Raw genomic sequence first — 13275 nt, forward strand, 5'->3', positions numbered from 1 at the left:
TATGCCAAAGATTGTTATTTTGCCTCATCAGGATCTCTGTCCCGATGGCGCAGTTCTGGAAGCTGAGACCGGCGAAACCATTCTCGACGTTGCCCTGCGTAACGGGATCGAGATTGAACACGCCTGTGAAAAATCCTGTGCCTGCACTACCTGCCACTGCATCGTGCGTGAAGGTTTTGATTCTTTGCCGGAAAGCACAGAAGAAGAAGACGACATGCTGGATAAAGCCTGGGGACTGGAGCCGGAGAGCCGTTTAAGCTGTCAGGCGCGGGTAACCGAGGACGATTTAGTGGTCGAAATCCCACGTTACACAATCAATCATGCGCGTGAGCATTAACAGAGGGTAGTATGGGACTGAAGTGGACCGATAGCCGCGAAATCGGCGAGGCGCTGTATGACGCTTTCCCCGATCTCGATCCCAAGACCGTTCGTTTCACCGATCTGCACCAGTGGATCTGTGACCTGGAAGAGTTCGATGATGATCCTCAGGCATCGAACGAAAAAATCCTTGAGGCCATTTTGCTGGTCTGGCTGGACGAAGCCGAATAAGTCAACGGGCTGCCCACGGGTGGCCCGTTTTCCTGTATGCGCGAAAATAAGGATAAATAAAATGACAGAAGCCATGAAAATTACGCTTTCCACGCAACCCGCCGATGCCCGCTGGGGTGAAAAGGCGACATACAGCATTAATAATGACGGCATTACCCTGCACCTGAACGGAAAAGATGACCTCGGCCTTATCCAGCGTGCCGCGCGTAAAATCGACGGCCTGGGTATTAAACACGTGCAACTGGACGGTGAAGGCTGGGATACCGAACGTAGCTGGGCGTTCTGGCAGGGCTACAAGGGACCAAAAGGCACCCGCAAAGTTGAGTGGGCCGCTCTGGACGAAGCGCAGCGCAAAGAGCTGGATAGCCGTCTGAAGATTATTGACTGGGTGCGCGATACCATTAACGCCCCGGCAGAAGAGCTGGGCCCGGAACAGCTGGCGCAGCGCGCTGTTGATCTGCTGTGCTCCGTCGCGTGCGATAACGTCTCTTACCGCATCACCAAAGGTGAAGATCTGCGCGAGCAGAACTACATGGGCCTGCATACCGTGGGTCGCGGATCTGAACGTCCTCCAGTGCTGCTGGCGCTGGACTACAACCCAACAGGCGACAAAGAAGCCCCGGTTTATGCGTGCCTGGTTGGTAAGGGAATTACTTTTGATTCCGGTGGTTACAGCATCAAGCAAAGCGCATTTATGGACTCAATGAAGTCCGACATGGGCGGTGCGGCAACGGTCACCGGTGCGTTGGCATTTGCCATCACCCGTGGTCTGAACAAGCGCGTGAAGCTGTATCTGTGCTGCGCGGATAACCTGATTAGCGGCAACGCCTTTAAGCTCGGCGACATTATTCACTATCGCAACGGTAAAAAAGTTGAAGTGATGAATACCGATGCCGAAGGACGTCTGGTGCTGGCCGATGGCCTGATCGATGCCAGTGCGCAGAAACCGGAACTGATCATTGATGCTGCCACGCTGACCGGCGCGGCGAAAACCGCGCTGGGCAACGATTACCACGCGCTGTTTAGCTTTGATGATCAGCTGGCTGCTCGCCTGCTGGCAAGTGCGGCGCAAGAAAACGAACCGTTCTGGCGTCTGCCGCTGGCAGAGTTTCACCGTAGCCAGTTGCCGTCGAACTTTGCCGAACTGAATAACACCGGTAGCGCGGCTTACCCGGCTGGCGCAAGCACCGCGGCGGGCTTCCTGTCCCATTTCGTGGAAAACTACCAGCAGGGCTGGCTGCATATCGACTGCTCTGCAACCTATCGCAAAGCGCCGGTTGAGCAGTGGTCTGCGGGCGCAACCGGTCTGGGTGTGCGCACGATTGCGAATCTGCTGACCGCATAATTTATTACTGTATTGCCGGATGGCGCTACGCTTATCCGGCCTACATGTATTCATCCAATTTGTGATACTTATGTCCGAAACAAAAAACGAATTAGAAACATTGCTGGAACAAGCGGCAACAGAGCCTGCGCATCGTCCGGCATTTTTTCGTACTTTACTGGAATCCACAGTCTGGGTGCCGGGTACTGCCGCAGAAGGCGAGGCGGTGGTTGAAGACAGCGCTCTCGACCTGCAGCACTGGGAAAAAGAAGACGGCACGACCGTGATCCCGTTCTTCACTTCTCTGGAAGCCCTGCAGCAGGCGGTGGAAGATGAGCAAGCATTTGTCGTTATGCCGGTGCGTACGTTGTTTGAAATGACGCTCGGCGAAACGCTCTTTCTCAACGCGAAACTGCCGACCGGCAAAGAATTTATGCCGCGTGAAATCAGCCTGCTGATGGGGGAAGAGGGGAATCCGCTCAGCACCCAGGAAGTACTGGAAGGCGGTGAATCGCTGATCCTCTCTGAAGTCGCTGAACCTCCGGCGCAGATGATTGACTCGCTGACTACGCTGTTTAAAACCATTAAGCCGGTAAAACGCGCGTTTCTCTGCTCAATCAAAGAAAGCGCGGAAGCCCAGCCGAATCTGCTGATTGGTATTGAAGCGGAAGGGGATATTGAAGAGATCATCCACGCTGCTGGCAGCGTCGCGACCGATACGCTGCCGGGCGATGAACCTATTGATATCTGCCAGGTGAAGAAGGGTGAGAAGGGCGTGAGCCACTTTATCACTGAGCATATCGCACCGTTCTACGAACGCCGCTGGGGCGGTTTCCTGCGCGACTTTAAACAGAACCGGATTATCTAAATTGTAGGCCGGATAAGCGTAGCGCTATCCGGCTTTTCCAGCTTTATAATTGCGGTTCTACCGGTAAATCGTTGCGCGCTCCCCATTCGCTCCATGCGCCGTCATACAATGCGACGTCAGAAACGCCCAGCGTGGCAAGTGCCAGCACGACGACGGCAGCTGTTACGCCGGAGCCGCAGCTGGCGATAATAGGGCGGTCAAAGCTCACGCCGTGGCTGAAGAAAATAGCATCCAGCTCATCGGTGGTTTTCAGTTCGCCGTCACGAACCAGTTCTGTCCACGGTACGTTAAGCGCACCCGGCACATGACCACGTTTCAGACCAGGACGCGGCTCGTCAACTTCGCCATTAAAACGCGCAGCCGGACGGGCATCGACGATCTGCGCCGTTTTTTCATGACTGGCCAGCAGTACATCGGTAACGCGCACAACTGCGTCAGGCGTAAAGGCCACGTTAAATTCACCTTCAGGTAAATCCTCATCGCCTTCCTTGAGCATTAACTCATCGCGCTTCCAGCCTGCCAGACCGCCTGCCAGAATGGAGACATTTTCGACGCCAAATGTCCGCAGCATCCACCATGCGCGTGGCGCGGAAAACAGATTACCGTCATCGTAGATAACCAGATGCTTATCCTGATTAACGCCCAGCTCGCGCATCGCAACGGCAAAGGCTTCGGGGCGTGGCATCATATGCGGTAGCGGTGAGGTATGATCGGAAAGCGCTTCAATATCAAAAAATACTGCGCCAGGAATATGGCCCGCACGATACTCCTCGCCAACATCGCGATCTTCCTGTCCTGGAGGTGCCATCCGGGCATCAAGAATTTGTATTTCCGGGTCGTCAATGTGTTCGGCAAGCCAGTCGGCAGCGACAAAGAAGGCGGTGGTCATAGGCATCTCCATTTTTACCAGGTTTTGGCAAATTGTCGGATGTTTACCGTAAAGCGACAAGTAAAACAGGCTGATTTGTCAGGTGAATCCACATTAATCACTTAAATTAAGACAACGTTGTTCAGTTACTGACTTCCACAGCCGGAAATCTGACGCATAATAGTTGTTCTACGTAGCTAACGGGCCACTACGGCCAGGGATGAAAAATGAAACATTTACGCGTAGCGGCCTGCATGCTGATGCTGGCACTGGTCGGGTGCGATAATAATAACGAAAAATCACCGACGGCTGCGAAACCTGATGCGCCTGCGGCACAGACTGCGCCAGCAAAAGATAAAGCTCAATTACAAAAGCTGGTGCAACAAAGCCAGGGCAAGTCGCTGACGCTGCTGGATGCCTCAGAGGTCCAGCTCGACGGTGCGGCAACGCTCGTTTTGACCTTCTCCATTCCCCTCGATCCAGAACAAGATTTTTCCCGCGTCGTGCACGTTGTTGATAAAAAAAGCGGCAAAGTGGATGGTGCCTGGGAGCTGGCGCCAAATCTGAAAGAGCTGCGCTTACGCCATCTGGAACCTAACCGGGAACTGGTGGTGACCATTGAGCGTGATTTGCTGGCGCTGAATAAAGCGACGTTCGCTATTGATTATGAAAAAAACATTACCACCCGCGATGTACAGCCAAGCGTTGGGTTTGCCAGTCGCGGCTCGCTGTTGCCGGGAAAAGTAATTGAAGGCCTGCCGGTAATGGCCCTCAACGTTAACAGCGTGGATGTGAACTTCTTTCGTGTGAAGCCTGAATCGCTCGGCGCATTTGTCAGCCAGTGGGAATACCGCAATTCGTTGACGAACTGGGAATCTGACAATTTACTGAAAATGGCGGAACTGGTGTATACCGGACGCTTTGACCTCAATCCTGCGCGTAACACCCGTGAGAAGCTGCTGCTGCCGCTGAGCGATATCAAGCCGTTGCAGCAAGCAGGTGTTTACATCGCGGTGATGAATCAGGCTGGACAATACAACTACAGTAATGCCGCTACGCTGTTCACGCTCAGCGATATTGGTGTGTCTGCGCACCGTTACCATAATCAACTTGATGTCTTTACGCAGAGTCTGGAAAACGGCGCTGCGCAGCAGGGTATAGAGGTCACCTTACTCAACGAAAAAGGACAGACGTTGGCGCAGGCTACCAGCGACGCGCAGGGTCATGTCAAACTGGAGACTGATAAAGACGCGGCTTTATTGCTGGCCCGCAAAGACGGGCAAACCACGCTGCTGGATTTGAAACTCCCGGCGTTGGATCTGGCTGAATTTGATATTGCCGGTGCACCGGGATACAGCAAACAGTTCTTTATGTTTGGTCCCCGTGACCTCTATCGTCCTGGCGAAACGGTGATCCTCAACGGATTACTGCGTGACAGCGACGGCAAAACGTTGCCCGACCAGCCGGTGAAGCTGGAGGTCGTGAAGCCCGACGGGCAAGTGTTACGTTCGGTGGTTAGCCAGCCGGAGAACGGTCTGTACCGCTTTAGCTGGCCGCTGGACACCAACGCACCAACCGGTATGTGGCATATTCGTGCTAATACGGGCGACAACCAGTCACGGATGTGGGATTTCCACGTCGAAGATTTTATGCCTGAGCGGATGGCGCTCAATCTCTCCGCTAATAAGATTCCCGTGGCTCCGGCTGATGAAGTGAAGTTCTCGGTAGTGGGCTACTACCTGTACGGCGCGCCCGCTAATGGCAATGCTCTGCAAGGGCAGCTTTTCCTGCGCCCGCTGCGCGAAGCGGTGCAGGCATTGCCGGGGTTCCAGTTTGGTAATATTGCCGAAGAAAACCTGTCCCGCAGCCTCGATGAAGTTCAGCTTACGCTGGATGAACACGGTCGCGGCGAAGTGACCACCAACAGCCAATGGCAGGAGACGCATTCCCCGTTACAGGTGATCCTGCAAGCCAGCCTGCTGGAGTCAGGTGGCCGCCCGGTGACGCGTCGGGCTGAACAAGCCATCTGGCCTGCGGACACGCTGCCGGGTATTCGTCCGCAGTTTGCGGCAAAAGCCGTCTATGACTACCGCACTGATACCACTGTGAATCAGCCTATCGTTGATGAAAACAGCAACGCCGCTTTCGACATTGTTTATGCCGATGCGCAGGGCGAGAAAAAAGCGGTGTCCGGTTTGCAGGTGCGTTTGATCCGCGAGCGCCGGGATTATTACTGGAACTGGTCTGAAGGCGAGGGCTGGCAATCACAGTTCGATCAAAAGGATCTGGTTGAAGGTGAGCAGACTCTGGATCTTAAGGCCGATGAAACCGGTAAAGTCAGCTTCCCGGTTGAGTGGGGTGCCTATCGTCTGGAAGTGAAAGCCCCGAATGATGCGGTGAGCAGCGTACGCTTCTGGGCAGGTTATAGCTGGCAGGATAACAGCGACGGCAGTGGGGCCGTGCGTCCCGATCGCGTGACTCTGAAACTGGACAAACCCAGCTATCGTCCTGGCGATACCATGAAGCTGCACGTTGCCGCTCCTGCTGCTGGCAAAGGTTATGCGATGGTGGAGTCCAGCGAAGGCCCGCTGTGGTGGCAAGAAATAGACGTACCGGCGGATGGTCTCGATATCTCCATCCCGATTGATAAAACCTGGAATCGCCACGATTTGTATCTCAGTGCGCTGGTGGTTCGTCCTGGCGACAAGTCCCGTTCGGCCACGCCAAAACGGGCGGTTGGTTTACTGCATTTGCCGTTAGGTGATGAAAACCGTCGTCTGGCGCTGGCGCTGGAAAACCCGGCGAAAATACGTCCAAACCAGTCTTTGACCGTCAAGATTAAAGCCAGCGTCAAAAATGGCGACATACCAAAACAGGTCAACGTGCTGGTCTCTGCCGTTGATAGCGGGGTGTTGAACATTACCGATTACGCCACGCCAGATCCGTGGCAGGCATTTTTCGGACAAAAACGCTATGGCGCGGATATTTATGATATTTACGGCCAGGTGATCGAAGGGCAAGGTCGGCTGGCGGCGCTGCGCTTTGGTGGTGATGGCGATGAATTAAAGCGCGGCGGTAAGCCACCGGTCAATCACGTCAATATCGTGGCGCAACAGGCGCTGCCGGTCACGCTCAACGAGCAGGGCGAAGGTACGGTGACGCTACCGATTGGTGATTTCAACGGCGAGCTACGGGTAATGGCACAGGCCTGGACGGCGGATGACTTTGGCAGCAGTGAAAGCAAGGTGATTGTTGCCGCGCCGGTAATTGCTGAACTGAATATGCCGCGTTTTCTGGCGGGAGGCGATACCTCGCGACTGACGCTGGACGTGACTAACCTGACTGACAAACCGCAAACGCTGAATATTAAGCTCGCGGCCAGCGGTTTACTGGAGCTGATGGGACAAGATCCTGCTCCATTGAATCTGGCACCAGGCGTACGGACTACGTTGTTTATTCCGGTGCGTGCGCGGGAGGGGGTTGGCGATGGCGAAATTCAGGCAGAAATTAGCGGTCTGACTTTACCGGGTGAAACGCTGCCAGTTCAGCATAAACAGTGGAAGATTGGCGTGCGTCCGGCGTTCCCGGCGCAAACCGTTAATAACGGTGTCGCACTTCAACCGGGCGCAACCTGGCAGCTTCCGGGCGAAGAACTGACCAATTTCTCCCCTGCAACGATGCAGGGACAACTGCTGTTCAGCGGTAAGCCGCCGCTGAATCTGGCGCGTTATATCCGCGAACTGAAGGCTTACCCTTACGGCTGCCTGGAGCAAACGGCGAGCGGATTGTTCCCATCCTTATACACCAACGCTGCGCAATTGAAGGCGTTAGGTATTGTGGGTGACAGCGATGAAAAACGCCGTGCTGCAGTCGATATTGGGATTTCTCGTTTAGTGCAGATGCAGCGTGATAACGGCGGTTTCGCGCTGTGGGATAAAAACGGGTCGGAAGAGTACTGGCTGACTGCGTATGTCATGGATTTCCTTGTTAGGGCAAATGAACAGGGCTACAGCGTCCCGGTAGAGGTCATTAACCGTGGCAACGAGCGGCTGCTGCGCTATTTGCAGGATCCTGGAATGTTGTCGATTCGCTATACCGACGACTCTTCAGCAAGCCGGTTTGCCGTACAAGCCTACGCCGCGTTGGTTCTGGCGCGTCAGCAAAAAGCCCCGCTTGGCGCACTGCGTGAAATCTGGGAGCGACGCGCTCAGGCGGCTTCTGGTTTACCGCTGTTGCAATTGGGGATCGCGCTGAAAAATATGGGCGATGCTAACCGCAGTGAACAGGCGTTGACGCTGGCGCTGAATACGCCGCGCCGCGATACGCAACAGTGGATGGCGGATTACGGCAGTGCGTTACGGGATAACGCGTTGATGATGGCCTTGCTCGAAGAGAACAAGCTCAAACCTGACGTGCAGAATACGCTGCTGAACACGTTGTCAGAACAGGCCTTTGGGCAGCGCTGGCTCTCGACTCAGGAAAATAATGCGTTGTTCCTTGCCGCGCGTACGTTACAGGACTTGCCAGGCACATGGCAGGCGCAAACGTCACTCTCGGAGCAACCGTTAGCCGGGGAGAAATCACAGACGCGTAATCTGGATGCCGATGCGCTGTCTACGCTGAGCGTCACCAATACCGGTAATCAACCGCTGTGGCTGCGTCTGGATGTGAGCGGTTATCCGCAAACCTCACCGACACCTGCCAGCAACGTTCTGCATATTGAGCGTCAAATCCTGGGGCTCGACGGAAACAGTAAATCACTGGATTCTCTGCGTAGCGGCGAGCTGGTGCTGGTCTGGCTGGAGGTGAAAGCCAGCCAGAACGTGCCGGATGCGCTGGTGGTTGACTTACTGCCAGCAGGACTGGAACTGGAAAACCAGAATCTGGCCAACGGCAGCGCCAGCCTGCAGGATAGCGGTAGCGAAGTGGCGAATCTGCTTAATCAGATGCAGCAGGCAGATATCCAGCACGTTGAGTTCCGTGACGATCGCTTTGTCGCTGCGGTGGCGGTCAATGAAGGACAACCGGTTACGCTGGTGTATCTGGCGCGAGCGGTAACGCCGGGGACCTACCAGGTTCCCGTCCCACAGGTGGAATCAATGTATGTTCCGCAGTGGCGCGCGACCGGTGCGACAGAGGGACTTTTGATTGTCAGACCGTAAATGATGCGCGGGTTGGGTAAACGCGGCTGCTGGCTCTGGCTGGCAGCCGTTGCGCTATTGATTGTGGCGGCAGTTTGGGCGACAGATAAAATCTGGCCGCTGCCCTTGCACGAAGTCGATCCGGCACGGGTCGTGGTGGCACATGATGGTACGCCACTCTGGCGCTTTGCCGATGCCGAAGGTATCTGGCGGTATCCGGTAACGATTGATGAGGTGTCGCCCCGCTACCTTGAGGCGTTAATTAACTATGAAGACCGCTGGTTCTGGAAGCATCCCGGCGTCAATCCGTTTTCAGTACTGCGCGCAGCATGGCAGGACCTCTCCTCTGGGCGTGTGGTTTCGGGCGGTAGTACGCTCACCATGCAGGTCGCACGATTACTCGATCCCCATCCGCGAACCTTCGGCGGCAAGTTTCGCCAGCTCTGGCGCGCATTGCAGCTGGAATGGCATCTCTCCAAACGCGACATCCTGACACTGTATCTCAACCGTGCGCCGTTTGGCGGTACGCTGCAGGGCGTCGGGGCGGCAAGTTGGGCCTATCTTGGTAAATCACCCGCGCATTTGAGTTACTCCGATGCCGCGCTGCTGGCTGTTTTGCCACAGGCACCGAGTCGCCTGCGTCCGGATCGCTGGCCGGACCGTGCTGAAGCTGCGCGTAATAAAGTGCTCGAACGTATGGCGAGCCAGGGTATTTGGCCTGCCAGACAGGTACAGGAGTCGCGTGAAGAGCCAGTCTGGCTGTCGCCCCGGCAAATGCCGCAGTTAGCGCCGTTATTCTCGCGCATGATGCTGGGAAAAAGCCGGAGCGATAAAATCGTGACTACCCTTGATGCCGGATTGCAGCGTCAACTGGAAGAGCTGGCGCAGAACTGGAAGGGGCGCTTACCTGCACGCAGTTCGCTGGCAATGATTGTGGTCGATCACACCGATATGAGCGTGCGTGGTTGGGTGGGGTCGGTAGATATGAATGACGACTCCCGCTTTGGTCATGTGGATATGGTGAATGCGATCCGTTCGCCAGGCTCGGTGCTGAAGCCGTTTGTTTACGGTCTGGCGCTGGATGACGGACTCATTCATCCCGCTTCGTTGTTGCAGGATGTCCCGCGGCGAACCGGAGATTATCGACCGGGGAATTTTGACAGCGGTTTTCATGGCCCGGTGAGCATGAGCGAAGCGCTGGTAAGGTCGTTGAATTTACCCGCCGTGCAGGTGCTCGAAGCCTATGGTCCGAAGCGCTTTGCCGCATCGTTACGTAACGTCGGCTTACCGCTGTATCTGCCCGCAGGGGCTGCGCCGAATCTGTCGCTGATTTTAGGTGGCGCGGGGGCAAGGCTGGAAGATATGGCCGCAGCGTACAGCGCCTTTGCCCGTAAGGGAAAAGCGGGAAAACTGCGTCTGCAGCCGGGTGACCCACTGCTTGAACGTCCGTTGATGTCGGCGGGCGCGGCGTGGATTATTCGCCGTATTATGGCCGACGAAGCGCAACCGCTGCCGGATAACGCACTGAGCAGAGTGGTTCCGCTGGCGTGGAAAACGGGCACCAGCTATGGCTATCGCGATGCCTGGGCGATTGGCGTTAACGCCCGTTATGTGATCGGTATCTGGACTGGCAGACCAGACGGAACGCCGGTGGTGGGCCAGTTTGGATTTGCCAGCGCCGTGCCGCTGCTCAATCAGGTCAACAATCTTTTGCTCTCTCGCGGGACCAATCAGCCGGAAGATCCACGTCCTGATTCCGTGAGTCGCGGCGTGGTGTGCTGGCCGGGCGGGCAATCCCTTGCCCCAGGAGACAGCAACTGCCGTCGCCGTCTGGCAACCTGGTTACTGGATGGCAGTCAGCCGCCAACGTTATTATTGCCCGAGCAGGAAGGGGTTAATGGCATTCGTTTTCCTGTCTGGCTGGATGATGAAGGCAAACGTGTGGCGGCGGATTGCCCGCAGGCGCACGAGCAAACGTTAATCGTCTGGCCGTTGCCGCTGGAGCCATGGCTACCTGAATCAGAACGCCGTGGGGCGAGATTACCGCCAGTTTCTGCCACGTGTCCGCCGCTGGGACAAGACGCTTCGCAGCCATTGCAGTTGACAGGCATTCGTGATGGCGCGATTGTGAAGCGTTTACCCGGTTCTGCTCAAGCCTCATTGCCGGTGCAAACCAGTGGTGGGAGCGCTGAACGTTGGTGGTTTCTTAACGGTGAAAGGCTGGAAGAACGTGGACGTCGTCTTACGCTACGGCTGGCGACTAAAGGGGATTATCAACTGCTGGTGATGGATGACGCTGGTCAGGTAGCGACGGTGAGATTTTCGATGCAGTAGACCAGTTGGTGACTGTTTGTTGCTAAAATTCATCTTATTTTAAAGAAATGTTACCTTCATCAATAGTCAATTGCCGGGATGCTCTTTATAATCCGCGCCAGGTCGTACATCTATATAGACAACAACAGAACACATTACAGAGGTTATCATGGCTATTGAACGTACTTTTTCCATCATCAAACCAAACGCGGTGGCAAAAAACGTTATTGGGAGCATCTTTGCGCGCTTTGAAGCAGCAGGGTTCAAAATTGTCGGCACTAAAATGCTGCACCTGACCGTTGAGCAGGCACGTGGCTTCTATGCTGAGCACGATGGCAAACCGTTCTTTGACGGTCTGGTTGAATTCATGACTTCCGGTCCGATCGTTGTTTCTGTTCTGGAAAGCGAAAATGCCGTACAGCGTCATCGCGATCTGCTGGGCGCAACCAACCCGGCGAATGCGCTGGCCGGTACTCTGCGTGCAGACTATGCTGACAGCTTCACCGAGAACGGTACTCACGGTTCCGACTCCGTTGAGTCAGCGGCGCGCGAAATCGCCTATTTCTTTGGTGAAGGTGAGGTTTGCCCGCGCACTCGCTGATAAGCTCGTGGGGTAGGCCGGATAAGCATTTGCGCATCCGGCACTGTTTTGCCTGATGGCGACGCTGATGCGTCTTATCAGGCCTACGATCTTCCTTTACATATTATTTTCGCTAATGCTTCGTGCAAACGTGGCATCCCTGCGCCAGACTTTGTACAATGCAACGCCCCGGAAGAGCAGATCGCTTGCCGGGGCGTTTCTTTTTAACCCTCCACGGGCCACAACGTGTAACAACGAGGCCGGAAAAAATTATGTCTGAATTAGTTAACACCTCTGAAGTCGTCATTCCTGCGGTTCCAAATAAAAATGGAAAAATTAACCTGCTGGATCTGAACCGTCAGCAAATGCGCGAATTCTTCAAAGAGATGGGCGAAAAACCGTTTCGTGCCGATCAGGTCATGAAGTGGATGTACCACTATTGCAGCGACAACTTTGATGACATGACTGACATCAACAAGGTGCTGCGTAACAAGCTGAAAGAAGTGGCTGAAATTCGCGCCCCGGAAGTGGTGGAAGAGCAGCGTTCTTCTGACGGTACGATCAAATGGGCTATCGCAGTTGGCGATCAGCGCGTTGAAACGGTGTATATCCCGGAAGACGATCGTGCGACCCTGTGTGTTTCTTCACAGGTCGGGTGCGCATTAGAGTGTAAATTCTGCTCTACGGCGCAACAGGGCTTTAACCGTAACCTGCGGGTATCGGAGATCATTGGTCAGGTCTGGCGCGCGGCGAAGATCGTCGGTGCGGTAAAGGCTACGGGCGTGCGTCCTATTACCAACGTGGTGATGATGGGGATGGGTGAGCCGCTGCTCAACCTGACCAACGTGGTTCCGGCGATGGAAATCATGCTCGATGACTTCGGTTTTGGGCTGTCCAAGCGCCGCGTCACGCTCTCCACCTCAGGCGTTGTCCCTGCGCTGGATAAGCTGGGTGATATGATTGACGTCGCGCTGGCGATTTCTCTGCATGCGCCGAACGATGAAATTCGTGACGAAATTGTACCTATCAACAAAAAGTACAATATCGAAACATTCCTTGGCGCGGTTCGTCGTTATCTGGAGAAGTCCAACGCTAACCAGGGTCGTGTAACCATTGAGTATGTGATGTTAGATCACATCAATGATGGCACTGAACACGCGCATCAGCTGGCAGAACTGCTGAAAGATACGCCGTGTAAGATCAACCTGATCCCGTGGAACCCGTTCCCGGGCGCGCCGTATGGCCGTAGTTCTAACAGCCGTATCGATCGTTTCTCCAAAGTGTTGATGAGCTATGGTTTCACCACCATTGTGCGTAAAACACGTGGCGATGACATCGATGCAGCCTGTGGTCAACTGGCGGGCGACGTTATCGACCGTACCAAGCGTACTCTGCGTAAGCGTATGCAGGGCGACGCTATCGAGATTAAGACCGTTTGATGTTGGCGCACTACGGTATAATTCCTGTACCGTAGTGCAACGTAAGCCATATGAGGTTTTTTGTTGTCGTCGTCAGGTCAATAATAACGGTGCGTTTTTGTCGACTTTAAGGCAGTATGTAACGGCGTAACAAGTGTTTAGCCCTCAGGTTTACGCCGTTTTGTCATTGATAGTCTGACCGTTTTATACTGTC

The 13275-nt window shown here is 54.9% G+C and carries 9 protein-coding genes; 8 read left to right on the plus strand and 1 reads right to left on the minus strand.

The features are described 5' to 3' along the window. Position 1 precedes the first annotated feature (1 nt). The 4 genes from fdx to sseB all read left to right on the plus strand — a co-directional run bounded on the left by fdx (position 2) and on the right by sseB (position 2741). Complete coding sequence (gene fdx / locus SK38_RS00350) at positions 2 to 337, plus strand: ISC system 2Fe-2S type ferredoxin (RefSeq protein WP_003037690.1); 336 nt, start codon at positions 2 to 4, stop codon at positions 335 to 337. 11 nt (positions 338 to 348) lie between these two features. Further along, complete coding sequence (gene iscX, locus SK38_RS00355; RefSeq protein WP_003037694.1) at positions 349 to 549, plus strand: Fe-S cluster assembly protein IscX; 201 nt, start codon at positions 349 to 351, stop codon at positions 547 to 549. A 61-nt stretch (positions 550 to 610) separates the two neighbouring features. After that, positions 611 to 1894: an aminopeptidase PepB gene (pepB, locus tag SK38_RS00360; protein ID WP_008785461.1), complete on the plus strand. Its 1284-nt coding sequence runs from the start codon at positions 611 to 613 to the stop codon at positions 1892 to 1894. Positions 1895 to 1964: 70 nt separating this feature from the next. Then, entirely contained in the window at positions 1965 to 2741 is a 777-nt protein-coding gene (gene sseB, locus SK38_RS00365; protein ID WP_016157136.1) for an enhanced serine sensitivity protein SseB, read from the plus strand. 43 nt (positions 2742 to 2784) lie between these two features. Here sseB and sseA read toward each other — a convergent pair whose 3' ends face one another. Next, a complete protein-coding gene (gene sseA / locus SK38_RS00370) occupies positions 2785 to 3630 on the minus strand; it encodes a 3-mercaptopyruvate sulfurtransferase (RefSeq protein ID WP_048234730.1) in 846 nt (281 codons plus the stop codon). A 206-nt stretch (positions 3631 to 3836) separates the two neighbouring features. On the opposite strand from sseA, the gene SK38_RS00375 reads away from it, so the two are divergent. From SK38_RS00375 to SK38_RS00390, 4 genes are all read left to right on the plus strand, one after another. Further along, entirely contained in the window at positions 3837 to 8771 is a 4935-nt protein-coding gene (locus tag SK38_RS00375; protein ID WP_048234732.1) for an alpha-2-macroglobulin family protein, read from the plus strand. Continuing rightward, positions 8772 to 11084: a peptidoglycan glycosyltransferase PbpC gene (gene pbpC, locus SK38_RS00380; RefSeq protein WP_048234734.1), complete on the plus strand. Its 2313-nt coding sequence runs from the start codon at positions 8772 to 8774 to the stop codon at positions 11082 to 11084. Between the two features lie 148 nt (positions 11085 to 11232). Beyond that, complete coding sequence (gene ndk, locus SK38_RS00385; protein WP_003037710.1) at positions 11233 to 11664, plus strand: nucleoside-diphosphate kinase; 432 nt, start codon at positions 11233 to 11235, stop codon at positions 11662 to 11664. 251 nt (positions 11665 to 11915) lie between these two features. After that, positions 11916 to 13082, plus strand: a complete 1167-nt coding sequence (locus tag SK38_RS00390; protein WP_008785455.1) for a dual-specificity RNA methyltransferase RlmN — start codon at positions 11916 to 11918, stop codon at positions 13080 to 13082. Positions 13083 to 13275: the final 193 nt, after the last annotated feature.

It is taken from the genome of Citrobacter sp. MGH110 (genome assembly GCF_001037515.1).
Taxonomy (GTDB): Bacteria; Pseudomonadota; Gammaproteobacteria; order Enterobacterales; family Enterobacteriaceae; genus Citrobacter; species Citrobacter portucalensis.

Coding starts and splice junctions, on each gene's coding strand:
- fdx (WP_003037690.1), top strand. CDS start 2: ATGCCAAAGATTGTTATTTTGCCTCATCAGGATCTCTGTCCCGATGGC.
- iscX (WP_003037694.1), top strand. CDS start 349: ATGGGACTGAAGTGGACCGATAGCCGCGAAATCGGCGAGGCGCTGTAT.
- pepB (WP_008785461.1), top strand. CDS start 611: ATGACAGAAGCCATGAAAATTACGCTTTCCACGCAACCCGCCGATGCC.
- sseB (WP_016157136.1), top strand. CDS start 1,965: ATGTCCGAAACAAAAAACGAATTAGAAACATTGCTGGAACAAGCGGCA.
- sseA (WP_048234730.1), bottom strand. CDS start 3,630: ATGACCACCGCCTTCTTTGTCGCTGCCGACTGGCTTGCCGAACACATT.
- SK38_RS00375 (WP_048234732.1), top strand. CDS start 3,837: ATGAAACATTTACGCGTAGCGGCCTGCATGCTGATGCTGGCACTGGTC.
- pbpC (WP_048234734.1), top strand. CDS start 8,772: ATGATGCGCGGGTTGGGTAAACGCGGCTGCTGGCTCTGGCTGGCAGCC.
- ndk (WP_003037710.1), top strand. CDS start 11,233: ATGGCTATTGAACGTACTTTTTCCATCATCAAACCAAACGCGGTGGCA.
- SK38_RS00390 (WP_008785455.1), top strand. CDS start 11,916: ATGTCTGAATTAGTTAACACCTCTGAAGTCGTCATTCCTGCGGTTCCA.